This window comes from Desulfobacula phenolica (genome assembly GCF_900105645.1).
Classification (GTDB): domain Bacteria; phylum Desulfobacterota; class Desulfobacteria; order Desulfobacterales; family Desulfobacteraceae; genus Desulfobacula; species Desulfobacula toluolica.
This window is the reverse complement of record NZ_FNLL01000002.1, coordinates 89976-115325: the sequence shown is the minus strand read 5'-3', so window position 1 is coordinate 115325 and position 25350 is coordinate 89976. Positions and strand designations below refer to the sequence as shown.

Sequence of the window (25350 nt, the reverse complement as noted above, 5' to 3'; positions counted from 1 at the left end):
GTAACCAATTAAGAATAGCCAATGAAACGATTTGAATTTAAATTACAACCATTGCTCAATTATAGAAAATATCTGGAACAGGTTGCCCGGCAAAATACAGCAAAAGCAAGCATGGATGTTGAAAATTGCGAAAAACAAATCGCTTATTTAAAACAGACCTATGATCAAAAATCTGAAAAGATTGAAGGTATTGTGGCAAACGGGGTAAATGCTTTTGAATTCAGGCTGCATCATCAATACCTGAATGCAGTTGAGAGCAGCATTAAAGATGAAAAATCAAGAAAAATCAAATTAAAGAAGATTCTTCAAGAAAAATTATTAGAGTTAAAAAAAAGAAGTGTTGATAAAAAGGCAATGGAACTTTATCGGGAGAAATTGAAAGATGAATATACTCAGGAAGTTTTAAAAATCGAACAAAAAGAGTTAGATGAGATTTCATCCATAAAAACGGCAAGGAAATTATCCAATGAAACAATATAAAAAGGGTGTGGTTTTTATTACTATTTATTTGTTGTTTTCTTTTGTGTTCAGTGCTTTTTATACCCAAAATATTTTTTCTATTGTCAGTGGAAGTTATGCCTTTGCTGCAGATGATAAACAAAAAAAAAATGATGCGGCTCAAACGGGTAATGATTCAGTTGAAAAAAAGCCGTGTCCTGAATGCCCGGAGTGTCCTGATCCTGCAAAAGTTGTCTTGCGGGGTCTTGAAGAAAAAAAAACAAGGATTGAAAAACAGCAAAAAATACAATTACAAGAGAAAAAAGAACTTGAATTATATGAAGAACAGATTGACGAGAAACTTGAAAGTCTAAAAAAATTAAAGCAGCAGATCGAAGCGGATATGGCACTTCTTGCAAAAAAGAAAACTCAGAAAGACCTGGAAAAAGAAGCTGCTTATGAGGCCAAGATAGGAAGGCTTGTCAAAATGTATGCCGGCATGAAACCGAAAAATGCCGCCCAGATTGTTGATAAAATGAATCTTGAAGTCGCTCAGGAAATCTTTTTAAGAATGCGCGAAGCCTCTGCTTCCCAAATTTTGACTTTTGTGGACAGTGAAAAAGCAGCTAAAATCAGCGAACGTCTTGCCTTTAAAAGAAAATAGCAAAAAACAGGCAATTTTTCTCCTCCTCTCCCTCCTATTTGTTATCATCCGGTAATATTTTCCCATGAAGTTTGCCTAGTTGGGAAATAACTTCCAAAAAAATCATAAAACAACCTTATACTTAAGTTATAAGTTTTTATAACACATTGAATTAAAACGATAATAAATATTTATTGGGTGGTGGCATGATCTTTGCTAATTTAACAAGCATAAAGAAAACTATTTATAGGTGTTTTATGAATTTTACTTTTACAGATGTCAGCAGTTCTTTTTCAAACATGGTTCAACCGGATCATTCCGGGGACGTCATGTCGAATACTGATAGTACCGGTTCTCAAAGCCAGTTGTTTGATGAAAAGTTAAACACGGCACTTGGAAATGTTGAGCGCCTTGAAAAAGAAATTCTGGCTCAGTCAAATCATGTACAGGTAAATCCTTTAGGGAAAACCATGGATTCGGATAAAATAATCAATCATTTATCAGAAAAATTGAGTCAGGATAAAGGGTTTGGTTTTGTTGTTGAATTGAAAAAGATGTTTTTAATGTTGTCAAATGGGGATTTGAAAACCGGTTCAATAGATGCTGACGGCCTTGAAGCCTTGAAAAAAATCTTGTTGAAAGCCGGGTTTAGGGAAAAGGATATCAATGATTTTATAGCCGAGCTTTCAGAAGAATTCGAAAACAAGGATTTGACCCTGGATGAGCTTTTTGATAAGCTTTTTGAGCTTCCTTTTGAAGAAGCGTCAGAAACAAAGACAAATACTGACCAGGAAAATTTTCTTGAAATATCGGCACTCCCTTTTTTAGAATCCATTTTCAATTCATTGGGTATTCCCAGGGAAAAAACACAGGAAATATTAACTGAAGCCGGTAAAGGCAATAAGGGCATCAGTCTTGATGTTATTCTTGAAAATCTTCAAGAACTTCAGAAAAAGTCTTTTTATACTCAAAATAAGTATGAAACCAGTGAAGGCGATGGTAATTTCAGGCAATTGTTTAAACAACTAGGACTCGAACAGGGTGAATCCAAAATATCATCGTTTGCTTCTAAGGGATCTGCATCTTTTTTTGATGGAAAAAGTTTTGAGCAGGGTGAATCCCAAAAAATACCCCTTACCCTTGATGACTTTGTCAGTTCCCTGGAAAAGTTGCGCAACAAGATATCACAGCAGCAAGCGCCTGCGGAAGTTGCAAATCAAAATGATCAAAAGCCGATGGCCAATGAAAAGTCCTTGGACCTTTTTAAAAACTTATTCAAGGGAGTGGAGTTGGAAAATAAAACAGCAGAAACATGTGCCTTTGAATTTTCATGTGAGCAAATAAAAAATAAAATCAAGAACAAATTGCTGGTGTCAGGCAATGAGAAAATCAATCCTGCAACAGACCCAAAACTAAATGAGGCGGTTAAAGAAATGGAGTCTCTTTTGAGTTCAAAGAAAGCCGGGGGTGTTGATGTGAATGGTCAATCAAAAGAAATGAAGTCCGAGAATGCAAAGTTTTCCGATCAGGCTCAGATTTCAACTTCAGATGTTAAAACAAACGAGACACAGTCCAATTTAAATATAATAAAGACAAAATCATCTTTTAAGAATTTGCCGACCTATGTCACTCACCAGGTACAAAAAAGCCTTGTCCGTGCCATCAACCAGGGTGAAAATATATTAAGAATTCAATTAAAGCCTCAGGAACTCGGACGGCTGATGATGACCATAGACAACACCGGAAACAGCATGAAGGTCAGTATTATGACCGAGAGTCTTGCTGCAAAGGAAATCTTAACTTCAAATGTAAGCGAGCTTCGGACCGTTCTTTTAAATTCCGGTGTGAATCTTGAACAATTTGATGTTGATATGAACAGTGACTTTAAGCAATCCATGGCAGATGCCGGAAATCAGGCTGGAAATTCTGGTAAGCGGAACAGGGGAAAACAGTTGGGCGTTGTTGATGGTGAAGGCATAAATGATCCCATAAGCCTTGTTGATGCCTTAAACCGGGACGGGTTACATCATTTTGTAGCATAAAAGGAGATTATTATGTCAGTTATATCCACGGGAAATAGTTCACTTGATCAAATTACAAATTCTTATAAATCAAGTGAAAAAGGAAAAACCGAAAAAGAAGATGCTCTTGGACGGGATACGTTTTTAACCATGCTCGTGGCCCAGCTTCAGAACCAGGATCCTTTAAATCCACAAGATGGTGCGGATTTTTCCGCTCAGCTTGCGCAATTTTCTCAACTTGAACAACTGATCAATATAAATGAATCTATGGGCGGGCTTACCGAGGCTTATGGCGAGGGTTCGGAAGGTGATGCTATGGGATATATCGGAAAACAGGTCACCGGTAATGTGGATGCAATGACTGTGGATGAAGGAAGCGTATCAGGTGGATTTTATGCTCTTGACAAGTCTGCAGATGTCATGATCACCATAACGGATGCGGATGGAAATACGGTTAAAACCTTGCTTGAAGGACAGCAGGGTTCAGGTTCTCACACCATTGCATGGGATGGTACGGATAATGCCGGTAACGCCGTTGCAGACGGATCGTATAAATATAGTGTCATGGCCAATGCCGGATATGGATATGCTACAGTACCGTCAAGCATTACCGGAACGGTTGAAGGCGTTGCATACAATGACGGAAAGGCCTATCTGGTTGTTCAAGGTGTGCTTCTTGATCCCCAGTCACTGACTGCAGTGTCTGACGCCGGAAAGGCTATTGAATCTGGATCTGCAGACTCGGCCTTAAGCTACCTGGGCAAAACAGTAAGTTCCGATCTTCCCATTGTACTGGTTGAAGATGGTGCGGTGTCTGGTGAAGAATTAGCCTTTCATCTGGATGCACAGGAAAATGCAATCGTAAAAATATATGACGCATCCGACGAGCTGGTCAGAACAATCCAATTGGCTTCCGATGATACGGCTGACGGAGAAAATAAGGTTCAGTGGGATGGAGTTGCAGACTCCGGGGAAAAAGTGTCTGACGGCTTATACTATTATACCGTACAAACAGATGCCGGGCTTGTAAAAAATCCCGTATCAGATGAAGTATCAGGCATTAAATATATCAACGGCACTCAATATCTTGTGCTGAACGACTCAGGAAGACTGGCTGCCATATCGTCCATTACAGGAATTAATTAAATCAACATTGTTGAGTTTAAATAAATAGGAGAGGGATTATGTCTTTATCAAGTTCACTTTTTACAGGTACCAGCGGTTTGAAAAATATGGGAAATGCCCTGCAGGTTGTGGGTAATAATATTTCCAATTTAAATACCATCGGGTTTAAAAAAGGGCGGTCAGCCTTTGCCGATACCCTGTACGAGAGTGTGGCGACCCAGGCCGGTTCGGGGCAGGTGGGGCGTGGTATGTCCATCGGGAGTGTGTCACAGAATTTTGCTCAGGGATCATTCGAGTCCACCGGTAATACCACGGACCTCTCCATTGGCGGTGACGGCTTTTTTATAATGCGTCAGTCAAATTCTGACAATACATTTTATACCCGGGCCGGCAATTTCTTTTTTGATAAGACAGGGCAATTGGTAAACCCTGAAGGATATGTTGTTCAGGGATGGGAGCTTGATGAAGAAACCGGGGATGATGTGGGGGCAATCAAGGATCTTGTTTTAAATGCCTTTACCAGTCCGCCTAAAAAGAGTTCAACCATTACTGCCATAACCAATCTGGATGCCGATGCCGCGAGTAATTCCGTTGTTTTGTCCAATAACTGGGACAGTGGTGAAGAAATTTATATGGCGGCGAACAATTATGAGTATCCAACTGTTGTCAAAGTGTATGACTCTTTGGGAAGTACTCATGATGTTTCCATTTATTATGATAAAAAGTCAGGCACGGAGTGGGAATACATTGTGACCTGTAATCCTGAGGAAGATAAACGAAATTCCGTCCAGGGAACGGACAGTAAGGGGCTGCTGGCAAGGGGAACCATAACCTTCAGCCAGAGCAGTGGGGATATTCTTGATATTACGATGAGTGAATTTACAGGGCGGCTTGGAAATTTTCAGACCAATGGGGTGAATACAACGGAAATGATTGATTATCAAATCCTTAATTATGATGAACTGGCCGATGACGGGTATGGGTTTGAGTTTGAGTTTGACGGTTCCTCCTGGGATTTTGTGGGTAGTAATCCGCTTAATTATGAAAAGGCCACCATCGTTTATTCGGATAACCAGGAAATTCATCTGGTACTGAATCAGACATCACCTACACAGACGGATCCGGATCTTAAGATCAAGCTTACTCAGCCTGCTGTGGCAACCGACTCCTTTGGGTTTGATATTAACAACAAAAATGATCTCCACACACAGGGCATTGAAGGAACCAAATATTTCGGGGACACGGTCAATGACAATACCACCCTGGAAATAAACGACCCCAGTGTGATGACTCATGATTCCAGCGGCCTGGGCATTGTCTGGAACCCCAATGTAGGAGGCACCGGGAAATGGTATTGGAGCAATCCTGAGATTGCGGATGCTAAAGATCTCCTGATCTCCGAGGCAAGCGAAAGCATAACAAAATCGGATGGCGTTACTACTTTGTCGACCGATTCAGCAACAACGGAGGTACTGAATCCGGAAGGCCTGTCAATGGTTGCCGATATGAAATTGAGATATGATGGTGCAAACTGGGATTGGAATGATGGCATAAAGGAGGAAGATTTTATCAATACCTATGACTTTGTTCCCTCAAATGATCCCTCCATGAGTATCATACAAGGTACTGAAGGCGCCATTGCAACGACTGTATCACCAACCTTATACTGGTTGGGTGATCAATGGTCTCTGACATCACCGGCTCCTTCACCACCGGGGCCTGTAGCAGTCGGCAATGCAATGATAGAAATTAATACGGTTGAGAGTAACGATGCAACTGTTGTATTTGATATTTATTATAATGATGCAGCCGGTGCTACAACCGTCCAGTACACATTCGGATCGGCATTGACGGCAGACAATGCCGGCAATTCAATTTCGTTTACTATGGATCCGACACCGCCGAGGGAATACCTCAATGCAGCTATCGATATGACAGATCCCCTGACATTTGATATTTATTTTGACGAGGATGCTGAACCGGATATTTCGTGTGATCTATCGGCTGGCGGAGCAGTAGGGGTGGGAGATCTTGATGCCGGCACCCATTTTGTTTTCCGTGTGGACCCGGACGTCCCGCCTGCGGAATATGAGAATGCCACTTTAAAGGGGGATCAGAACGAGGTGGTTATTGATCTTGACGGATCAGGAAATGATTCAGACAATGATGATATTCGGTTCGTGTTTGATGATCCCTTAAAATTCGGAGTAAGTGCCCATTCGTATGAGGACCGAAGTGAAATTGATTTTGACATACTAGGGTCCACGGCATGGACACAAATCGATAAAAATAATATCGAGCAGTCCGGATATTTCAGCTTTACAACCGATTTTCTGGGGGGAGAATACGGTTCCACTGAAAATGATATAGCCCTTGATATGGGAACCGTTTACAAGGAGGGAAATTTTGTAAACGATTCATTGTCCACCACCCAATATTCAAAATCCTCGTCCACTGTGTTTCAGGATGCAGACGGATATTCAGCCGGTGATCTTCAGGGTGTAGACGTTTCATCTGATGGGATCATGACCGGCGTGTATTCCAATGGCCAGCTTATGCCTCTGTTCCGTGTTGGTCTGGCTAAATTTTTAAATAATTACGGTCTGTTTAATAAAGGCGGAAACCTGTTCATGGAAACTCGGGACAGTGGCGGTGCAATTACAAACAAACCGGGTGAGAATGGTCTGGGCACCATTGCCCCCAATTCCCTTGAAATGTCGAATGTTGATATCTCTGAAGAATTTGTGGCCCTGATAAGCAACCAGAGGGGGTTCCAGGCTAACTCAAAGACCGTTACAACTATTGATGCTATGATGGAAACCGTTATTCAAATGAAACGGTAAGCACATTAGCATAATCAACAAAACAGCGGGAACAAAGAGATTGATTTTTTGTTCCCGCTGTCGGTTTTTTGACGGTTTAACGGTTAATTGGCATTTAGCTTTTCTTTTTTATTTCATTTTCTGTTTTTTAACCGTTTTTATGCTTAAGGATTGACAGGAAAATAAAATACTTTGCAAATTTTGATTACCGTATTTATACTGCCCGGTAATGCATCCTTCTTAACCGTGATATTGTAAAATATTAGACATTGGAAAATATGAAAAATATATTCTTACTGGCACAAGGATTGCTTTGTTTTTGAAGCATGCAGCAAAACTATTTAACTGTTCATATCAGGAGCTGATTTGGCTGAAGATATTTTAGATGATGCTTTGGAGGATTCCTCAAATACAATTGAGGTGAAGAAGAGATCTTTCAAAAAAATGTTTAAACGGATTTTTGGGTACAAAAAAACAATCCTTATCATTGCCGCATCTTTGTCTTTTCTGATAATTATTATTGCTGGTATTCTGCTGTTTTTTTTAAAAGGAAGCGCCAAGGATGTTCAAAATTCAATGACGTCTTCTAATGATAGTCTGCCGGAAGCGGTTTGGGAAAATGAAGTTGTTTTTGAAGATGTTGTTGATCTTGAGCCTTTTGAGCGTATTCAACTCAAAGCAAATTCTGCCATGGGCCTGATCAGTATTCAAATGTCTTTGGAATTAACAGATCCTCAATACAAAAATCAGGTTTATACAACGCAGGACAGGATCAGAAAAATTATTACAGGTCAGGTGGAAGAGATGGACTGGCTTTTGTTGAGGAACCCGGAAGGCAAAATTCTGCTCAAATATGCTTTGCTCAAACGGATTAATTCAATTTTTCCAAAGCCCACAGTCAGCAATATTTATTTTACATACTTTATAATGCAGTGATTAAATTATGAGTGAAATATTATCACAGGACGAAGTTGACAGTCTGTTGGACGGATTGGATTCAGGCGATGTTGAAACTGAAACAGATGTAGTCACCCCTGAGCTGGTTGAAGGGATATCTGCCTATGATTTTACCAGTCAGGACAAGGTTGTGCGGGCAAGAATGCCCACCTTTGATGTTATCAATGAAAGGCTGTCAAGGGAAGTTCGCGCCACGTTATCCACTTTGCTTCAAGCCAACGTAGATGTCAGCGCCAATCCGTTTGACACATTAAAATTTTCTGAGTTTGTAAGGAGTTTGCCGGTTCCGACAAGTCTGCATGTTTTTCGGCTGGAACCTTTAAGAGGACACGGCCTGATCGTGTTTGAAAGTCAGCTCGTATACAATCTCATTGATACGTTTTTTGGCGGTGAAGCCCTTGGCAAAGCCCGGGTTGAAGGGCGTGAATTCACCAGGATTGAAGAGGTGATGATTAAAAAGGCGGTTTTGGCGGTCCTTAAAAATATTGAAGCTTCCTGGGCCCCCATTGAGCCGGTCACGGCATCTTTGATCCGGTCGGAAATGAATCCGCAGTTTACGGCCATTGTTCTGCCGACGGATCTTGTTATTGTAACAAGGTTTGAGATTGAGCTTGAGCAGTCTGCCGGTAATCTGGTGGTGTGTTACCCTTATTCCATGATTGAACCCATGAGACGCAAATTGTCTTCAGGTGTTCAGACCGAGGCTGAAGAAGTAGATACAAATTGGCGAAGAATGATAAAGGAAGTCATTTTGGAATCCAGGGTTGATGTGAAGATTCGATTGGGTACAACTGAAATTACCGGTGAACGCTTGATTTATATGCAGCCGGGTGATGTCATTCAATTGGATAAGGATGCCAGCGAACCGCTGAGTTGTTATATTGACGGGTTGGAAAAAATGACGGGATATGTGGGAGTTCAAAGAGGATTCCAGGCGTTTCAAATAAAAGATAGAATAATAACCGATTGTGAGAGATAAGCATGTCTGAAAAAAACGATAATACGGAAATTGAAGATGGTGTTGAAATGGGTATTGAAAAGACCTATGAGCAGGGAGAAAGAGAGCTGGATTTTATTCTTGATATCCCGTTGGAGCTTTCTGTTGAGTTGGGCAAGACAAAAATGATTGTAAATGATCTTCTTCAACTGGGCCAGGGGTCTATTATTGAGTTAAACAAACTTGCTGGCGAACCATTGGAAGTGTATATCAACAGGAAGCTCATTGCCCGGGGGGAAGTGGTCGTTGTGAATGAAAAATTCGGTGTCCGGCTTACAGATGTCATTACTCCCATTGACAGGGTAAAATCCCTGGCATCAGAAGAGTGAATACCTCATCTGATATATGGGTTGCCTTTGCCAGAACGTTTTCCATGCTTTTCCTGGTACTGGCGGTTCTGATACTTTGTTTTTACCTGATCAAGAAATTTTCAACGGCAAAGGGGGTGAAAGGAGGCAGGGATTTTATTAAAGTATTGTGTGTCCACCACCTTTCTCCAAAAGAAAAACTGGTGTTGCTGGATGTATTGGGCGATATCATTCTTATTGGTGTCACGCCGGCAAATATTTCAAAAATATCCTCCATTGAACGGGAGATTGATTTTCCTGTCGAGAAAAATGAATCGCTTTTCAAATTTTCAGATATCTTAACTCAAAAATCAGGCAGGTTATTTAAAAATAAAGAGAGCAGTGTGTTGGAAAAAGGGAAAGGATCATGAAAAGTAGAATGGTTTGCCTGACCTTTTTCTTTCTGGTATGTGCCGTTGGGGCAGCCCATGCCGTGACATTTCCCATTCCATCTTTGCAATTGAATGTTGAAACCGCGAAAACACCTGAAGAGGTTGCCGTTGTTCTTGAAATTATTGCTTTGCTCACGGTTCTTGCCCTGGCACCTGCAATTTTGATTTTGATGACCCCTTTTACGCGACTGATCGTTGTGTTTCATTTTTTGCGCCAGGCCATTGGCACCCAGTCCAGCCCTCCCAACCAGGTTATTGTGGGCCTGGCATTGTTTATGACGTTTTTTATCATCAAGCCCGTGGCCCAGGAAATTTATCAGCAATCTCTAAATCCTTACCTTGAAAGAGAAATAACCTATGAGAAGGCGTTTGAATCGGCTCAGGTGCCGATTCGAAAATTTTTGCTGATCAATACCAGGGAAAGTGATATTGCTCTGTTTGTAAAAGGGGCGGATATGAAAAAGCCTGAAACAAGAGATGACGTATCCCTGCTGGTGCTGATCCCGGCATATGTGATCAGTGAGTTAAAGACTGCTTTTATCATCGGTTTTGTTCTCTACATCCCGTTTATTGTGATTGACATGGTGGTGGCGTCCGTGCTTCTGGCCATGGGCATGATGATGCTTCCCCCGGTCATGATTTCATTGCCGTTCAAGCTTATGCTGTTTGTGCTGGTGGATGGCTGGCATCTGATTTGTGCTTCCCTGTTAAAAAGTTTCGGAGTGTAATCATGACCCCTGAATTTGTTGTTGAATTTGCAAAAAAAGCCATTATACTGACTATTTATCTTTCCATGCCCATGTTGGGCATCGGGCTTTTGGTCGGACTTGCGGTCAGTATTTTTCAAGCCGTTACCCAGATTCAGGAAATGACCCTGACATTTGTTCCTAAAATTATAGCTGTTTTTTTAGGGCTGTTGTTTGCAGCCCCATGGATGCTGGATGAAATTACCGATTTTACCATAAACGTGTTTGAAAACATTCCCATGTACATCCGATAGGATGCATTTTCTATGGATATTCTCAATGTCATTGATCCTATCGAGTTCAGAACCTATCTGCTGGTTTTGTTAAGGATCAGTATTGTTCTTTTCATGTTTCCTGTATTTTCCTCAAAGGTGTTTCCTACAACCCTTAAAATGGGGTTTGCCATGGTGGTATCCCTGCTGTTTTATTCAGTGGTGGAGGTGGACCTGGAAAGATTTCCCATGAGTGTGATTGCAACAGGGCTGCTGATTCTTGCTGAAGCATTGATCGGGCTTACTCTCGGGTTGTGTCTGCATATGTTTTTTGGTGCGGTTCAGCTTGCCGGACAGATTATCGGATTCCAGATGGGATTTTCAATGATCAATGTTATGGACCCTCAGACCGGTGAAAATGTTTCGATTCTTGACCAGCTTGGCTATTGGGTCTGCGTCATTGTTTTTCTCTTGTTAAATGGGCATCATATTGTGTTCCTGGCAGTCATTGACAGCTTTGAACTGGTTCCCATGGGTTTTTTCATGATGCAGGAAGCCATGCTGGCAAAATTAATCAATCTGGGTGCCCATCTGTTTCTTCTTGCCATAAAGATAGGTGCCCCGGTTATAGCCTCATTGATGTTTGTCAGCGTGGGATTTGGTTTGATGGCTAAATTTTCGCCCCAGATGAATGTCATGATAGTGGCATTTCCTTTAAAAATAGTGGTCGGGCTGGCTCTTTTTGGCTTTACCCTTCAAATTATTGTCATTATAACTCAAAATTATGTTGCGGAATTTAAAAAATTATTGATGTATCTTCTTTTTTTTGCAGGCGGAGGGTAAAAAAAGATGGCTGAAGATCCTGAAGGCGGCGGAGAGAAAACAGAAGATGCGTCATCGAAGAAGCTTTCCAAGGCAAGGGAAGAAGGCAATGTCCCTAAAAGTATGGAAGTTGTTTCCGTATTCGTTCTTCTTGCCGGCATTATATCCGTAAATGCATCAGCCGGTTATATTTATAATAATCTGTTATCCGTGTTTCATTTCAATTTTAATTTTCAAAAAATTCCTTTGTTAACTCATATAGAGGTTGTCCGACTGCTGGCGTTTCATACTGAAAAATTTATTTTTATCTGTATTCCGATCCTGCTTCCAATTGTATTGGTGGCGTTGCTCTCAAACGTTGCACAGGTAGGGTTTTCCATTTCATGGAAAGCTGTGGAACCCAAACTATCCAAGCTTAACCCTATCAGTGGCTTTAAACAAAAATTTTCTTCCAGGGCTGTCGTGGAATTTATTAAGTCCTTATTAAAAATTACCATCATTTCCATGGTTGCCTACTCTTCCGTCAAGGCAGAATTTACAGAAATATCACTGTTGTATGATTATAGCATCGGCCAAATTTTATTGTTTATTCTCAAAGTTTCGTTCTGGATTTTCATTAAGGTATGCCTGATCATGATCATTGTGGCTGTTCTGGATTATGCCTATCAGAAATGGAAATTTCTGGAAGATCAGAAAATGACCAAAAAAGAAGTCAAAGATGAAGCAAAACAGGCAGAGGGTGATCCCATGGTAAAATCAAGGATACGGCAACTCCAGTATGAAGCCGCCAGAAAGAGGATGATGGCGGATGTTCCTGATGCGGATGTGGTGGTGACAAACCCGACCCGTCTGGCAGTTGCGGTTAAATATGATGGAACCCAGATGGATGCGCCTTCAGTGCTTGCAAAAGGGGCGGGTCAGGTCGCGGAAAATATCAGGAGAATTGCCAGGGAAAATGATGTTCCACTGGTTGAGGATAAACAATTGGCCCGAAATTTGTATAGCAATGTTGATATTGGCGGGGAAGTTCCCATGGAATTATACCAGGCAGTTGCTGAATTGCTGGCACATGTGTATAAATTAAAGGGCAAAAAAATGTAAGCGTGTGACAATAATTTGGCAATGGGCGTCAAAATTATATCTTTTAACTTGGGAGTGTAAATGGCAGCAAGCGAAACAGGAATTATTGCAGGGATCAAACGAGAATCTTCAGATATCTTGATGGTGGTCGCCTTTATCGGGATTCTTATGGCCATGATTTTACCCTTGCATCCCATACTCCTTGATTTTTTTCTGGCATTGAACATTTCATTTGCTGTCGTGGTGCTGATTACAACCATGTATACAACCGCTCCTCTGGAGTTTGCTATTTTCCCGTCACTTTTGCTGGTGTTGACATTGTTCCGGCTCTCTTTAAATGTGGCATCCACCCGTTTGATTCTTTTGCACGGCAGTGAGGGCCCGCTTGCAGCCGGGGGAGTGATCCAGTCTTTCGGCAGTTTTGTTGTCGGAGGTAATTATGTGGTTGGACTTGTCATTTTTATTATTCTGGTGTTGATCAATTTTATGGTTATTACCAAAGGTTCCGGCCGAATTGCAGAAGTTGCGGCCCGGTTTACCCTGGATGCCATGCCCGGAAAACAGATGGCTATTGATGCGGATCTGAATGCCGGGATGATTGATGAGGTGGAAGCCGGGGAAAGAAGGGCAGCCATTGCCAGGGAATCCCAGTTTCACGGTGCCATGGATGGTGCCTCAAAATTTGTCCGGGGAGATGCTGTTGCCGGTATTATCATCACCATGATCAATATTGTGGGCGGGTTTGTTATCGGTGTGCTTCAGCAGGGCATGGAAATGAAGGAAGCATTAACCGTCTATACTCTTCTGACCGTTGGTGACGGCCTGGTCTCACAGATTCCGGCCCTTTTGATTTCAGCCGCCGCAGGGCTTCTGGTGTCAAGATCAGGATCTGATATGAAAATGGGCAAAGAGTTTGCAAAGCACCTTTTTTCAAGCGCTACCCCGGTTTTTATCGGATCGGTGATTATTTTCTGTATGGGGTTGATACCCGGGTTGCCTTCCATCCCTTTTATGACCCTGGGGCTGGTTCTCGGGACAATCGCCTGGTATTTTTTAAGGGGACAAGACACGGACAAAGAAGAAAAACAGGCAGACATTGAAGCTTCTGAACAAGAAGAGACATCCGGTTCCCCGGAAGATGTGGATCACTTGTTAAACCTGGATACCATTGAACTTGAGGTTGGATATGGATTGATCCCCCTTGTGGATAAACAGCAGGACGGGACATTGCTGGGAAGGATCAGGGCCATCCGAAGGCAGTTTGCCACGGAAATGGGTATTATCATCCCCCCCATTCATATCCGGGATAACCTGAACTTAAGCCCGGCTCAATATCGGTTGCTGATAAAAGGCGTGGAAGCCGCCGGAACCGAATTGATGGTGAACCATTATCTGGCCATGGACCCCGGGGGAACGGCTCAGAAAATAGAGGGAATAGAAACCATTGAACCGGCATTCAACCTGCCGGCCTTATGGATTCCAATGGATCGCGAAGAAGAAGCAAAGTTTGCAGGATATACCGTAGTGGACAATTCAACTGTTGTTGCCACTCATCTGACTGAAATAATTAGAAATAACGCATACGATCTTCTGGGCAGACAAGAGGTGCAGCATCTGATGGATAATCTTGCCAAGACAAGTCCCAAGGCAGTGGAAGAATTGATTCCCAACCTGTTAAGCCTGGGAGTTGTTCAGAAAATACTTCAGAACCTGTTGCGGGAAAGAATCTCCATCAGGGATCTGCTCACCATTGTTGAAACTTTGGCGGATTTTGCGCCCATGGGCAAAGATCCGGATCTGCTCACCGAATATGTCAGGCAGAAAATTGCCAAAGGAATGCTGGCCCCCTATCTTCAGGAAGGCAAGATCTTACAGGTCATCACCCTTGATCGAACTCTGGAAGAAATCTTATCTAAAAACATAAAACATACGGAACATGGCTCGTATCTTGCACTTGATCCCCGGTTGATAGAAGAAATCATTCGAGCTGTGACAAAACAGGTAGAACAACAGGTGGCATTTAATACACAACCCATTATCATGACATCTCCAAGTCTGCGCCGGCATTTCAGGAAACTGATTGAACCGTCTTTACCCACTGTTTGTGTTGTATCCCATGCGGAAATAGTGGATGATATAAATTTACAGGCAAGTGGAAAGGTGAGTTTGAAGAATGAATAGGAAAGTTTTTAAAGCTGAAAATATTCAACAAGCCATTGCAAATATCAAAGAAGAGCTTGGATCGGATGCCATGATTTTAAGCACTCGAAAAATTCCTAAAAAGCCTCTTGATCCTTACGCAAAAACAATGTTTGAGGTGGAAGCGGCCATGCCGGAAAATCAAGATGCAAAAACCGGAAACGATCCTTTGATCGAATCCATAAAAGAGGATATTGCAGATATAAAAGATTTGATTTCCATTGCCGGTTTTGGAAATACAATGCATCATATGGTCTGTGATCATTTTGAGTCGGTGGGTGTTCTGGCCTCTCTTTTGCGAGCAGGTGTCAGCGAAACACTGGCAGGCGAGATTATTCGAAAAGCAAGCGGTTTGATGGATGAAACAACCGATCAGGACACACGAATAAGATCCTTAAAAAAGGGTGTGATGCACCAGTGCCTGAATCAAATCGCCACCAAAGATTTTTTTAACAGGGATAACAGTTCCGGTGTTCCTCATGTGGCGGCATTTGTCGGCCCGACAGGTGTAGGCAAAACAACAACCATTGCAAAACTTGCGGCCATGCTGAGTTTTCAAAGAAAAATGAAGGTGGGCTTGATTTCCATTGATAATTACCGGGTGGGTGCATTTGAACAATTGAAAGCATATGCCTCAATCATGGGATTGTTATGTGTTCCTGCCTTCAGCTCCCAGGATCTGTCCTGCGCTCTGGATAGAATGAAATCCATGGATATGGTGTTAATCGATACAGCCGGGCACAGTCATTTTGATAAACTTAAGATTGATTCTATATTGCAATTGATCAAAACGGATTTTAGAATTTCCGTTCATTTGGTTTTGAGTGTCACATCAGAAGCTATTATCATGACGGACGCGGCAGCGGCTTTTTCAGTATTCAATCCGGATACGGTTGTATTTACAAAGATAGACGAAACAAAAAGATGTGGTAAAATATTGGATCAGGTAAATGATATTCAGTTGCCTGTTTCTTTGATTGCAAATGGTCAAAGAGTTCCTGAAGATTTAATTATTCCCGATAAGCGGCAGTTGCTGCAGATTATTTTGGGAAAGGGAACAAAGGAGAAAAATTAAGTTGGATCAGGCAAACGGACTTCGAAACGTCGTTAAATCGCAAGCACTTTCAAGGAGAAAGGCAGGTATGGCATCGGGCAGAACAAAACTTCCAAGAGTTATCGCAGTGACCAGCGGAAAAGGGGGTGTGGGAAAAACCAATATTGTCGGGAATATGGCGGTTTCCCTTAGCCGGATGGGCAAGCGGGTGGTTATTATTGATGCGGATGTAGGACTGGCAAATGTTGATATTATTTTTAATTTAAGGCCCGAGTACAGTATACGGCATGTGATAAGTTCGGAAAAAACTCTGGAACAGGTCATGGTGGAATCAGACCATGGTATTAAAATTCTTCCTGGAGGATCGGGGTTTTCCGATTTGACTCAACTGACTGACGGTGAAAAACTTAATCTTTTAAGTGAATTTGAAACTTTGTCTGATCTGGCGGATATTATCTTTGTGGATACAGGTGCAGGTATTTCATCAAATGTACTTTATTTTAATTCAGCTTGTGATGAATGTATTGTGATTTCAACAAAAGAACCCACATCCATAACAGATGCCTATGCAATGATGAAGGTCATGTCCCGGGAATACGGAACAAAATATTTTAAACTGATTGTTAATATGGTTGATTCGGTTGCAGATGCCAAACGGGTCTATGCATCCTTAAGCGGGGCTCTGGATAAGTTCCTGAAAAATGTTGTTCTGGAATATGCGGGCCACATCCCTTTTGACAGGCAGTTGCAGAAGGCGGTTCAAAAAAGGGGGCTGGTTATGGATACAGCTCCGGATTCATTGTCGGCAAGCGCCATAAAAGATATTGCATTTACTTTGGGGAATGGTCCTTCAAGGCCCAATTCAGAAGGGAATTTGAATTTTTTTATGAGTAAAATGTTTCATACCGCAACATAGGGGGAAATTTATAATTCATATGAGACTTAGGTATCAGGAAAATAAAGCAGATAAAGCCCAATGGCGTGAAAAAAGTATTATTGAGTATTCATATCTTGTTAAACATATTGCTGCAAGATTTTCCATGCGCCTTCCTTCCAGTGTTTTTTTTGATGAATTGGTTTCTGCAGGATCTCTTGGTTTGATTGATGCTGTGGATAAATTTGATTCCTCAAAACATGTCAGCTTAAAGACCTATGCCCAGTACCGGATAAAAGGAGCGATTCTTGATGAGCTCAGACGCAAGGATACCTATTCAAGATCCATGAGAAAAAAAATCCAGGATATTACCCGGGCTGTTAAAACCATTGAAGACAGTAAGGGAGCACCGGCAACGGATGAAGAAATTTGCCGGGCACTGGGTGTTACGCTTGAAGCATACTATGATATGCTCACCCATATTCACAGGGGGTCCGTGCTGAGCCTGGATGACTTTATTAAAACAAAGAAAAATGAAGCTTACTCAAAAACAAGCTTCCAGTCCAATATTAAAGGCGATGAAACCCCGGTCGATCTTTTTGACAAAAAGGAACTCAAATCTGTTCTGGCTGACTCCATTAAAACATTAACTCAAAAAGAACAAATGGTGGTGTCACTCTATTACTATGACGAATTAACGTTAAAAGAAATCGGTGAAGTTCTCTCATTGACTGAGTCGCGCATCTGCCAGATTCATACGGCGATTCTGACGAAGTTGAAAGCCGGTCTTCAAGATTATTTTCATTAAAAGAGGTCATTAAATGTCTGATCCAGGCTTAGAAGAAGACGGTTTAATATCCCAGGATGATATTGATAAACTTTTAGCATCCTCTTCCATTGAAGAAGCGGAAGAAACCTTTTCAAATACTGATGATGCTGCTGATGGCGATGATGAATTTGGTGAGCTTTCTCAGGATGATATTGACGCGCTTATGAATTCAAGCGTATCTTCTCCTGAAGATTCCATTGATGAAGATGATGTCGAAGATGATGATATGGAACTCATTTCCCAGGACGATATTGATCAGCTAATGAATTCAAGTGTATCAGATTCTGAAGATCCGATAGATGATGATGAAGATGATGATATGGAACTCATTTCCCAGGATGATATTAATGATTTGATGGATTCAAATGACGCTTCGGATGAGGACGTCGAAATGATCTCACAGGATGATATTAACAAGCTTATGGGTGGAGGGGCTACGGAAGATATCAGCCGGGATGATGGTGTCATTGATGAATCTGAAGCAGTGGATGCCAGTAACTGCTTGATTGTCCAGGAAACAATTGATGATTTGATGCTAAATTTTGATACTGATGTACCCTCTGAACCTGTCGTTTTGGACGAAGACCCAGTATTGGATTCCCAACCGGAACCAGTGACCCAAACACAATCTGCATCTGATCCCGGGTCACAGCCTGAGCCGGATGAATTAAATGAGGAAAAAGCCTCGGAGCTGGATGATATAGAGGATTTTTTAACGCCTGATTCAGATGTAGCAGCCTTTGATTTTGACGACGATGATGAGGATGCACAGGAAGATGAAAATGATTTTCAGGATGATATTGATGCATTCCTGCTTGAAGGTGACGAGGGGGAAGAAGAAGGGGAAGAAGAAGGGGAAGAAGATTATGAGGATATCCTCATATCCCAGGATGATATTGATACACTCTTAATGGTTGCCGACCAGGAAGATGAAGATGTCCTTGGTGATTTAATGGACAATGATTTTGGCAGCAGCATAGACGATTCAGTTGGTGAAGATCAAGCAGGTGAAGATGAATTGTCTGAGCTTGATGGTATTGATGAAGAGGATGAGGATCAGGTCGTTCTGGAAGAAGAAGATCAGACTGAAAAATCAAATAAAAAAACAAGATCCAAGTGGTATAAATCAAAATTTGCCATTGCCATTGCCTCTGTATTGGTTGTTCTGGGAATTACGGTTCCTTTGACTTATTTTTTCTTTTTTACAGGAGAACCCGGTGAATCGACACATCCGGGCAAAGTTGGAGAAGTTGCCGTTGAAACACAAAGAGAGATTGAAGTTGAAACAGTTGATATTCATGTTAAAAAGCAGGGTAATATTAAAAAATCCGGAAATATAGTTTTAAATGATTTTGTCATACTGGCCCCTGATCTGTCAAAAGATATGACTTATATCACTGTGGATATTTCTATTGATTATTCTGATCAAAGCGCTTATTTTGAAATTCAGAATAATTTATCTTTTTACCGGGATTTAATTTATGATTCGCTGAATCAAAGTCTTGTTTCCGAAAAAAGAGAGGGAATCACAGAAGCCGATATTTTATGGATCGTTGAAACAGCTTTAAAAAAAGCATTGCCCGGACCGTATATCGACCGGGTCAGCTTTAAATCTTTTACGGCAAGTTAGAAAAAGGGGGTTGAAATGACAACCGTACCCGGGCATAATCTTGTTATTCAACAATCCGGGAGTGCCCAGGAACTGGCAAATCAGGCTCATACACCCAAACCTTCCCCTGAGCAGGCTGCTGCTCAGCAGGCAACCAATATACGGGTGAAAAATACAACAGTACAGGAGTTTGATGCGTCTGAAAAATTAAAGGCCAAAAAAGAGAAAGATGCCTTGAAAAAAAAACAGAAGTTAAAACAAGCTAAAAAGAAAAAAAGACAATTGGAAATGAATCAAGACCCTGACGCAACAGGCCGGTTGCTGGATACAACTGTATGATGGAATTATTCTCAATTGAATTTTGGATCACGATTCTTTTTTTTGTTAATTTTTTTTTAGCGATTTTTTTATTTGTCTTTGTAAAAAAGATCAATAGATTGAATTTGGCAGGACCGGATACCAGCCACCAAGATGACGGGCAAGAAGGTGCAAAAATTGCTTTTGGATCTGCTGCGGATATTATTGAGATGCTGGAGCCTTTGGTCGAAGAATCCAGAAAAGCTGCTATCAGTTTTGATCAGCAGATAAAAGAAAAAAAGCGATTGGTAAAAGAGTTGAACAATGCATTGGATGCAAGGGTAATCAGTATTAACCGTTCGTTATCCAGGGCAGATGCATTGCAAAAAAAAATGGAAAAAAATACTCCCATATTCAAGCCATCAAGTTCGTTACCCAACACCATAAATTTAAATGCCTCTTCAAACGCAATGATTGACCATCAGCATCGTATTATAGAAATGTATAATCAACAATTTGATATCGACAGCATTGCCCAGCAGCTATCCATTCCCAAAGGGGAAGTTCAACTGGTGATTGAACTTAAAAAAAAATTTATTGAAATGGAAAAGAACAGCAGATGATCACCGGTATTCATGTTTCATCATCTCAGATGGTTATCCATAATGAGGATGATAAAAAACACACACTTCCCGATTTAAAAAAAAATCAGATGATCAGCGCAAAAGTATTAAAATTGTTACCTCGGGGGAATGCGCAGCTTTTGATAAACGGTCAAAAAGTTGTTGCAAAAACAGCACTGCTGATGAAGCCCGGAGAGCAAGTTCAATTGAAAGTCCTTTCACAAAAAGATGATATTATCTTAAAGCTTATTGGTCCGGTTCAAAAAATGACAACCCGGCAGATATCTTCCCTGGTCGGTTTTTTTTCGAACAACGAATCCATACCGGATACAACAGGCATCAAAATAAAAAATGTAAAAGAGCTGTTATATGATATGGCTTTAAAATCAGATGAGCCTGATAAGACATTTTTGCCAAAATTAATAGAGAAAAGCGGTATGTTATGGGAAAAAAAAGTTGCGCAGCTACTTCTTGGCAATGACTTGTCACCAGGCATAAAAGATAAATTGGATATGCTGTTAAAGCAGGATATAAAGGGAAATATTCTCAAAGAGCTGTCAGGTGCTAATCCAGGAAAATTTGAAGCTTTGAAAACAGCAGCTGCTTTTTCTGAAACCCTGGAAAATTTTCAAGTACTAAATCACCACAGTTCAGATTCCGGTCGATTTTTGTTGCCGTTTCCGATTTTTAACGAATCGGCATTCAGCTTTGGACAGCTTTTGATTGATACGGGAGATAAAACCAAAAAAGATAACAAGGATGCGGATAAGCTTATTCAGCTCTCTTTTTTGTTGGATATGAGCAGGTTGGGACCATTGAGAGCGGATTTTTCAATACTGAAAAAAAAAATGACCGGCCGGTTTCTGCTCAAGGATGAAGACACATGCAAATATGTTGAGTCAATGATTCCAGAACTGAAAACCCGTCTTGCAGGCATTGATTACCAGGCTCATCAGATAACCTGCATCAATGCTGAAAAAAATGACATCCATCACAGCAGTTTAATTGAAACTTTGATAAAAGATCGTGATGATCAGGTATTAAATATTGTAATTTGAATTTTAATGGATAAAAACTACCCTAAAAAAGCGATTGCTTTAAAATATGACCGTGAAACCAACAGTGCGCCTAAAGTTACAGCCAAAGGCAAAGGCAAGGTGGCACAAAAAATTATTGACCTTGCCAAACAACATGATATTCCCATAAAAGATGATCCAGACCTTATTGAGGTGCTGTCATCCCTTGAAATTGATGAAGAAATTCCTTCTGAAATATATGTTGCAGTTGCAGAGCTTCTGGCCTTTGTATATTCTATGAATTCCAAATGAAATTTCTAAACATCATGGATTAAACAGGAATGATCATTACTCCTGATTTGAGTCTTTCGAGTCTGATTTTTCCGGATTTGTTTCTTTGGCCGGGATGTTTGAGCTTCTAACCAGTTTGTTACAGTTTGAACAGACCATATTGAATTCAGTAACTTTACCTCTGAAAAGCTTATGATTGCAAAAAGGGCAAAAATAATCTGTTAAGTCTGCAGTGGCTTCATAATCAATTATGGGTTTTTGTGTATCATTATCTGATTTTTCTTCTGTCATGGTATCATCCTCTTTTTATAATATTTCTTATGGTCACATCCTAAAATTTTAAAAAAGTAACGATTTTGTTTATCTTTTAAGTGGATTTTATGCAAGCTTATTCTATCAAGTTCAGTTAAAATTTGTTTAAATTGAATAGGTTCTGCTAGGAAAATATTTCTTGGTTCTGTCAAAATACGAGCTATTTTAATGTCGAAGTTTTGGCGATTGATCCTTTTGAACCGAATCAATTGATGTTCGGTCAATTGATAATATGATTGTTTTAACTCTAAAACCGTATGAATTAAGGTGCCTGTGCAGAATAGCCCATGTTTTTGAATGTGACTGGCATCTATATTGCAAGCATTTATATTACAAGCTGCTTATTTAGTAAACAGAGTTTATAAACAAATATCTTACAGGAGAATTGTTTGAAATGATTCTTGAAATGACCCGGCCCGTACAGGGAGGATTAAGGCAGGAAAGAAAATTGGAAACCGTGTCAAACAATCTTGCCAATGCAGATACAACAGGGTTCAAGAAGGACAGCATCAGTTTTGATGCGCAATTCAAAGCACAATTAAATAAAGATTTTTCACAAGGCGCTATCCAGACTACCGGGAACCCTCTTGATATGGCCCTGTCAGGTCCGGGCTTTTTTAAAATCGAAACATCCGAAGGCATTAAATATACTCGTAACGGGAATTTTTCCTTGGATATTAACGGCACCCTGGTGGATCAAAACGGGAATCCTGTCATGGGTCAGGGTGGTGCCATTGCCATTGATACTGCAAATGTGGAACAGAATTTGTCGGTTAATCAGAACGGTGAGATACTGCTTTCAGGAGAAGTTGTGGATACGCTTGATATAGTAACCTTTAAAGAATTGAACAAACTGGAAAGAGAAGGGCAGAACTTTTTGTTTTACACCGGTGAAACCACGGATGAGATTCAGGCACAAGGAGCGGTTGTACAGCATAAGGCGCTTGAAAAAGCAAATGTCGCGGTTGTCGAAGAAATGGTTAGGATGATTGATTACCACCGGATGTTTGAAACATTTACAAAATCCATGATGACATTTGATGAAATAGATTCAAAGGCAATTAATGAAGTTGGAAAACTCAGATAAGATAACAGGAGATAATCTATGATACGATCCCTCTGGTCAGCCGCAACCGGCATGAGTGCGCAGCAGATGCAGACAGATGTTGTTGCCAACAACCTGGCCAACTCCAGTACTACCGGGTTTAAAAAATCCAGGGCAAATTTTGAAGATCTCATGTATAAAACCATGCAGGTTGCCGGCCAGACCACCCCGGGTGGTGGACAGGTCCCGACCGGGATACAGGTCGGTATGGGTGTAAAGCCCACCAGTGTGCAAAAGCTTTTCAGCCAGGGGGATTATATCCAGACCGATAACCAACTGGACATGGCAATCCAGGGCAATGGTTTTTTTAAAGTGCGGCACGGTGATGAAGATTTATATACCAGGGCCGGTAATTTTACCCTGGACAGTGAAGGGTTTCTAACCACCCCTTCAGGTGACCGCCTGCAACCGGAAATATCATTGCCGGACAATACCATAACGGTTACACTTCAGGATAACGGAACATTGTCTTTTCATGGTGCAGACGAAACCATCCTTGGAACGGAAAATATTCTGGTCACTACATTTATTAATCCGGCAGGTCTTTTTGCCGCAGGTAATAATTTGTTCAGGCCCACAGAGGGGTCGGGGGATGCAATGGAAAGAACCCCGGGAGAAGATGGCGCAGGAACAGTGGTCAATAATTATCTTGAAGGCTCTAATGTCAGTGTGGTTGAAGAAATGGTGTCCATGATTGCCGGGCAAAGAACCTATGAGGCCAATTCAAAATCAATTCAGACCGCTGATGCCATGCTCACTACAGCCAACGGATTGAAACGATAGATCACGGATATGGGTGCCGCCAAATTAAATATTAAACTGATTTGTTTTTTTATCATTGGGATCATGGCATTTCAGTCTGTATGGACAGTCTGCCTTTTTGCAAACAATGATAATGATGAGAATCTGCTCAACAGTGATATCCGGATAACCATAAAAGAGACAAATCTTGTAAAACAGTCTCAGGTTTTTTTGGGGGACATATCAGAGATACAGGCCAATGGGTTTTTAAAGGAAGCTCTGGCAAAGATTGTCGTGAGTTCTTCTCCGAAACCGGATCAAATAAAATCATTTGATAAAAAAAAAATAATTTCCATTATCCGGGGGCAACGATACCTGCCTGACAATATTATCATGATTTCTCCCCGGCGGATCTATGTGAAACGATTGGGCCAGGTGATTTCAAAACAGGATGTCCGGCAATTTGTTGAGCAGTATTTATCTCAAATTTTTAAAAACCAGGACTATCAATTGAAAACATTTAACGTCAGGGGGCTTGAAACATACCCGCAGGGAAAACTTCAGTTTTGTCCGGACTCAGATGATATGCTGGATAAACATGGTAAACTGTCCTTTTATCTGGATGTGGTCATTGATGGGAACAAAGAAGACCGGCTTAGTGTTTCAGGCTTGGTGGCGTTATATGACAATGTTCTTCATACAACAAGATCCTATGCAAAAGGGGAGACTATCTCCAAAGAGACGGTATGCCTAAAAAAAGAAAATGTTTTTGAGATTGGCCGGACCGGTATCAAGACATTTGAAGAAATAAGCCATAAGATTTTAAATTATAGTGTGAGGAAAGGCGATATTTTAAAAACAAATTTTTTTGCCGATCCTCCTTTAATCCAAAAAGGCGACATCATTACCCTGGTGGCCAGGAATAACAACCTTGAAATTATTACATCCGGCATATCCAAAGAAGACGGGTTTGAAAATGAACTGATAAAGGTTGAAAGCCTTAGTTCAGGCAAGCTTGTCCGGGGAATTGTAAAAGGAAAATCAAGAGTGGAGGTCGCGTATTAAAAAATGAATAAAAAAAGTGGGATTTATATCATAGGATCGGTTTTATTTTTTGTTGTTATGGTTTTTTCCGGCTGTATTTCAAGTTCCCAAAAAGATACTTCCGGACTTGTCATTCCTCAAGGCGTTGCAACCGAACCAGTTCTTCAGCCTGAATTTGTTGCAGCGAGGTCTTCGGAAGGGTCTTTATGGATGGATAAAAGCGGTTCCATGTTTGAAGATTCAAAGGCGGGCTATATCGGCGATACCGTGATTGTGGATATCATTGAAAATTCAACTTCCAGCATGGATGTGAATACGGAAACTTCCAGGAAATCAGGAATGGATATAGGTGTTCCAAAGATTAATCTTATGGGTAAAACAACTGATTTCGGAGCAGCTTTAGGTGACACTTCGCTGATTGGTACGGATTTTTCAAATAGTTTTGCAGGAGAGGCTACAAGCGATCGCTCAGGACAGGTGACAGCATCCATTGCAGCACGTATCACGGAAGTGTTGCCAAACGGAAACTTAAGCCTTTTTGGCAGAAAGGCAATAAAAGTGAATAATGAAGTTCAGTATATTACAGTGTCCGGGATTATTCGGCCTCTGGATATTTCTGCCGTTAACCGGGTAAAATCCACTAATCTTGCCGATTCAAGAATCGAGTATTATGGCAGCGGCGTTCTTTCTGACAAGCAAAAGCCTGGTTGGGGGACCCGAATCATTGACAATGTATGGCCCTGGTAAAAAGGAA

General features: G+C 41.1%; 27 protein-coding genes. 26 read left to right on the top strand and 1 reads right to left on the bottom strand.

Translation table 11 applies throughout. From position 1 onward, the window contains the following. Positions 1–21: 21 nt before the first annotated feature. From fliJ to BLT94_RS02935, 22 genes are all read left to right on the top strand, one after another. On the top strand, positions 22–480 hold the full coding sequence (fliJ, locus tag BLT94_RS03040; protein ID WP_092230291.1) for a flagellar export protein FliJ: 459 nt from the start codon (positions 22–24) through the stop codon (positions 478–480). Beyond that, complete coding sequence (locus BLT94_RS03035) at positions 467–1102, top strand: MotE family protein (RefSeq protein ID WP_092230289.1); 636 nt, start codon at positions 467–469, stop codon at positions 1100–1102. Before fliJ ends, BLT94_RS03035 begins: the two co-directional genes overlap by 14 nt. Before the next feature lie 236 nt (positions 1103–1338). Next, on the top strand, positions 1339–3123 hold the full coding sequence (locus BLT94_RS03030; protein ID WP_175530254.1) for a flagellar hook-length control protein FliK: 1785 nt from the start codon (positions 1339–1341) through the stop codon (positions 3121–3123). A gap of 12 nt (positions 3124–3135) precedes the next feature. After that, complete coding sequence (locus tag BLT94_RS03025) at positions 3136–4248, top strand: FlgD immunoglobulin-like domain containing protein (protein ID WP_092230284.1); 1113 nt, start codon at positions 3136–3138, stop codon at positions 4246–4248. Between the two features lie 38 nt (positions 4249–4286). Continuing rightward, positions 4287–7070 carry a flagellar hook-basal body complex protein gene (locus BLT94_RS03020; RefSeq protein ID WP_092230282.1) on the top strand — a complete coding sequence of 928 codons (2784 nt, stop codon included), beginning with the start codon at positions 4287–4289 and terminating at the stop codon, positions 7068–7070. Positions 7071–7415: 345 nt separating this feature from the next. After that, positions 7416–7985, top strand: coding sequence for a flagellar basal body-associated FliL family protein (locus tag BLT94_RS03015; protein WP_092230280.1), 570 nt, complete (start codon positions 7416–7418; stop codon positions 7983–7985). Between the two features lie 7 nt (positions 7986–7992). Then, complete coding sequence (gene fliM / locus BLT94_RS03010) at positions 7993–8985, top strand: flagellar motor switch protein FliM (protein ID WP_092230278.1); 993 nt, start codon at positions 7993–7995, stop codon at positions 8983–8985. A 2-nt stretch (positions 8986–8987) separates the two neighbouring features. Continuing rightward, positions 8988–9332 carry a flagellar motor switch protein FliN gene (gene fliN, locus BLT94_RS03005; protein ID WP_092230276.1) on the top strand — a complete coding sequence of 115 codons (345 nt, stop codon included), beginning with the start codon at positions 8988–8990 and terminating at the stop codon, positions 9330–9332. Continuing rightward, on the top strand, positions 9329–9721 hold the full coding sequence (gene fliO, locus BLT94_RS03000) for a flagellar biosynthetic protein FliO (RefSeq protein WP_092230274.1): 393 nt from the start codon (positions 9329–9331) through the stop codon (positions 9719–9721). Before fliN ends, fliO begins: the two co-directional genes overlap by 4 nt. Then, on the top strand, positions 9718–10470 hold the full coding sequence (gene fliP / locus BLT94_RS02995; RefSeq protein ID WP_092230272.1) for a flagellar type III secretion system pore protein FliP: 753 nt from the start codon (positions 9718–9720) through the stop codon (positions 10468–10470). Before fliO ends, fliP begins: the two co-directional genes overlap by 4 nt. Before the next feature lie 2 nt (positions 10471–10472). Then, positions 10473–10742: a flagellar biosynthesis protein FliQ gene (gene fliQ / locus BLT94_RS02990; protein WP_092230270.1), complete on the top strand. Its 270-nt coding sequence runs from the start codon at positions 10473–10475 to the stop codon at positions 10740–10742. Between the two features lie 12 nt (positions 10743–10754). Then, complete coding sequence (gene fliR, locus BLT94_RS02985; protein WP_092230268.1) at positions 10755–11543, top strand: flagellar biosynthetic protein FliR; 789 nt, start codon at positions 10755–10757, stop codon at positions 11541–11543. Between the two features lie 6 nt (positions 11544–11549). Continuing rightward, on the top strand, positions 11550–12623 hold the full coding sequence (gene flhB / locus BLT94_RS02980) for a flagellar biosynthesis protein FlhB (RefSeq protein WP_092230266.1): 1074 nt from the start codon (positions 11550–11552) through the stop codon (positions 12621–12623). Between the two features lie 60 nt (positions 12624–12683). Then, the gene (gene flhA, locus BLT94_RS02975; RefSeq protein WP_092230264.1) at positions 12684–14783 is read left to right on the top strand and encodes a flagellar biosynthesis protein FlhA; all 2100 of its coding nucleotides are present in this window, start codon (positions 12684–12686) and stop codon (positions 14781–14783) included. Beyond that, on the top strand, positions 14776–15876 hold the full coding sequence (locus BLT94_RS02970; RefSeq protein ID WP_092230262.1) for a flagellar biosynthesis protein FlhF: 1101 nt from the start codon (positions 14776–14778) through the stop codon (positions 15874–15876). The genes flhA and BLT94_RS02970 overlap by 8 nt, the downstream gene beginning before the upstream one ends. Before the next feature lies 1 nt (position 15877). Continuing rightward, positions 15878–16771, top strand: coding sequence for a MinD/ParA family protein (locus BLT94_RS02965; RefSeq protein WP_245742924.1), 894 nt, complete (start codon positions 15878–15880; stop codon positions 16769–16771). A gap of 19 nt (positions 16772–16790) precedes the next feature. After that, positions 16791–17537: a sigma-70 family RNA polymerase sigma factor gene (locus BLT94_RS02960; RefSeq protein WP_092230260.1), complete on the top strand. Its 747-nt coding sequence runs from the start codon at positions 16791–16793 to the stop codon at positions 17535–17537. Positions 17538–17550: 13 nt separating this feature from the next. Next, positions 17551–19188: a hypothetical protein gene (locus BLT94_RS02955; protein ID WP_092230258.1), complete on the top strand. Its 1638-nt coding sequence runs from the start codon at positions 17551–17553 to the stop codon at positions 19186–19188. 15 nt (positions 19189–19203) lie between these two features. Beyond that, positions 19204–19506 (top strand): hypothetical protein, encoded by a 303-nt coding sequence (locus BLT94_RS02950; RefSeq protein WP_092230256.1) that lies wholly within the window; start codon positions 19204–19206, stop codon positions 19504–19506. Beyond that, positions 19503–20087 carry a DUF6115 domain-containing protein gene (locus BLT94_RS02945; protein WP_092230254.1) on the top strand — a complete coding sequence of 195 codons (585 nt, stop codon included), beginning with the start codon at positions 19503–19505 and terminating at the stop codon, positions 20085–20087. Before BLT94_RS02950 ends, BLT94_RS02945 begins: the two co-directional genes overlap by 4 nt. Then, the gene (locus tag BLT94_RS02940; protein ID WP_092230252.1) at positions 20084–21145 is read left to right on the top strand and encodes a hypothetical protein; all 1062 of its coding nucleotides are present in this window, start codon (positions 20084–20086) and stop codon (positions 21143–21145) included. Before BLT94_RS02945 ends, BLT94_RS02940 begins: the two co-directional genes overlap by 4 nt. A 6-nt stretch (positions 21146–21151) precedes the next feature. Beyond that, entirely contained in the window at positions 21152–21415 is a 264-nt protein-coding gene (locus tag BLT94_RS02935; protein ID WP_092230250.1) for an EscU/YscU/HrcU family type III secretion system export apparatus switch protein, read from the top strand. A gap of 36 nt (positions 21416–21451) precedes the next feature. Here the strand turns inward: BLT94_RS02935 and BLT94_RS02930 are convergent, their stop codons facing one another. After that, the gene (locus BLT94_RS02930) at positions 21452–21685 is read right to left on the bottom strand and encodes a hypothetical protein (protein WP_092230248.1); all 234 of its coding nucleotides are present in this window, start codon (positions 21683–21685) and stop codon (positions 21452–21454) included. Positions 21686–22100: 415 nt separating this feature from the next. On the opposite strand from BLT94_RS02930, the gene BLT94_RS02925 reads away from it, so the two are divergent. The 4 genes from BLT94_RS02925 to BLT94_RS02910 all read left to right on the top strand — a co-directional run bounded on the left by BLT94_RS02925 (position 22101) and on the right by BLT94_RS02910 (position 25343). Then, positions 22101–22793, top strand: coding sequence for a flagellar hook-basal body protein (locus BLT94_RS02925; protein WP_092230246.1), 693 nt, complete (start codon positions 22101–22103; stop codon positions 22791–22793). An 18-nt stretch (positions 22794–22811) separates the two neighbouring features. Continuing rightward, positions 22812–23594 (top strand): flagellar basal-body rod protein FlgG, encoded by a 783-nt coding sequence (gene flgG, locus BLT94_RS02920; protein WP_092230244.1) that lies wholly within the window; start codon positions 22812–22814, stop codon positions 23592–23594. A 63-nt stretch (positions 23595–23657) separates the two neighbouring features. After that, positions 23658–24617 (top strand): flagellar basal body P-ring formation chaperone FlgA, encoded by a 960-nt coding sequence (gene flgA / locus BLT94_RS02915; protein WP_217641223.1) that lies wholly within the window; start codon positions 23658–23660, stop codon positions 24615–24617. 3 nt (positions 24618–24620) lie between these two features. Further along, positions 24621–25343, top strand: a complete 723-nt coding sequence (locus BLT94_RS02910) for a flagellar basal body L-ring protein FlgH (protein ID WP_092230240.1) — start codon at positions 24621–24623, stop codon at positions 25341–25343. Positions 25344–25350: the final 7 nt, after the last annotated feature.

What these genes read in the sequence shown, in the direction of transcription:
- BLT94_RS03035 (WP_092230289.1), top strand. Translation starts at nt 467, where the DNA reads ATGAAACAATATAAAAAGGGTGTGGTTTTTATTACTATTTATTTGTTG.
- flhB (WP_092230266.1), top strand. Translation starts at nt 11,550, where the DNA reads ATGGCTGAAGATCCTGAAGGCGGCGGAGAGAAAACAGAAGATGCGTCA.
- fliM (WP_092230278.1), top strand. Translation starts at nt 7,993, where the DNA reads ATGAGTGAAATATTATCACAGGACGAAGTTGACAGTCTGTTGGACGGA.
- fliQ (WP_092230270.1), top strand. Translation starts at nt 10,473, where the DNA reads ATGACCCCTGAATTTGTTGTTGAATTTGCAAAAAAAGCCATTATACTG.
- BLT94_RS02940 (WP_092230252.1), top strand. Translation starts at nt 20,084, where the DNA reads ATGATCACCGGTATTCATGTTTCATCATCTCAGATGGTTATCCATAAT.
- BLT94_RS03020 (WP_092230282.1), top strand. Translation starts at nt 4,287, where the DNA reads ATGTCTTTATCAAGTTCACTTTTTACAGGTACCAGCGGTTTGAAAAAT.
- fliJ (WP_092230291.1), top strand. Translation starts at nt 22, where the DNA reads ATGAAACGATTTGAATTTAAATTACAACCATTGCTCAATTATAGAAAA.
- BLT94_RS02960 (WP_092230260.1), top strand. Translation starts at nt 16,791, where the DNA reads ATGAGACTTAGGTATCAGGAAAATAAAGCAGATAAAGCCCAATGGCGT.
- BLT94_RS03025 (WP_092230284.1), top strand. Translation starts at nt 3,136, where the DNA reads ATGTCAGTTATATCCACGGGAAATAGTTCACTTGATCAAATTACAAAT.
- BLT94_RS02950 (WP_092230256.1), top strand. Translation starts at nt 19,204, where the DNA reads ATGACAACCGTACCCGGGCATAATCTTGTTATTCAACAATCCGGGAGT.
- BLT94_RS02930 (WP_092230248.1), bottom strand. Translation starts at nt 21,685, where the DNA reads ATGACAGAAGAAAAATCAGATAATGATACACAAAAACCCATAATTGAT.
- flgG (WP_092230244.1), top strand. Translation starts at nt 22,812, where the DNA reads ATGATACGATCCCTCTGGTCAGCCGCAACCGGCATGAGTGCGCAGCAG.
- BLT94_RS02970 (WP_092230262.1), top strand. Translation starts at nt 14,776, where the DNA reads ATGAATAGGAAAGTTTTTAAAGCTGAAAATATTCAACAAGCCATTGCA.
- BLT94_RS02910 (WP_092230240.1), top strand. Translation starts at nt 24,621, where the DNA reads ATGAATAAAAAAAGTGGGATTTATATCATAGGATCGGTTTTATTTTTT.
- fliR (WP_092230268.1), top strand. Translation starts at nt 10,755, where the DNA reads ATGGATATTCTCAATGTCATTGATCCTATCGAGTTCAGAACCTATCTG.
- fliN (WP_092230276.1), top strand. Translation starts at nt 8,988, where the DNA reads ATGTCTGAAAAAAACGATAATACGGAAATTGAAGATGGTGTTGAAATG.
- BLT94_RS02955 (WP_092230258.1), top strand. Translation starts at nt 17,551, where the DNA reads ATGTCTGATCCAGGCTTAGAAGAAGACGGTTTAATATCCCAGGATGAT.
- fliP (WP_092230272.1), top strand. Translation starts at nt 9,718, where the DNA reads ATGAAAAGTAGAATGGTTTGCCTGACCTTTTTCTTTCTGGTATGTGCC.
- BLT94_RS02935 (WP_092230250.1), top strand. Translation starts at nt 21,152, where the DNA reads ATGGATAAAAACTACCCTAAAAAAGCGATTGCTTTAAAATATGACCGT.
- BLT94_RS02945 (WP_092230254.1), top strand. Translation starts at nt 19,503, where the DNA reads ATGATGGAATTATTCTCAATTGAATTTTGGATCACGATTCTTTTTTTT.
- BLT94_RS03030 (WP_175530254.1), top strand. Translation starts at nt 1,339, where the DNA reads ATGAATTTTACTTTTACAGATGTCAGCAGTTCTTTTTCAAACATGGTT.
- BLT94_RS02925 (WP_092230246.1), top strand. Translation starts at nt 22,101, where the DNA reads ATGATTCTTGAAATGACCCGGCCCGTACAGGGAGGATTAAGGCAGGAA.
- flhA (WP_092230264.1), top strand. Translation starts at nt 12,684, where the DNA reads ATGGCAGCAAGCGAAACAGGAATTATTGCAGGGATCAAACGAGAATCT.
- flgA (WP_217641223.1), top strand. Translation starts at nt 23,658, where the DNA reads ATGGCATTTCAGTCTGTATGGACAGTCTGCCTTTTTGCAAACAATGAT.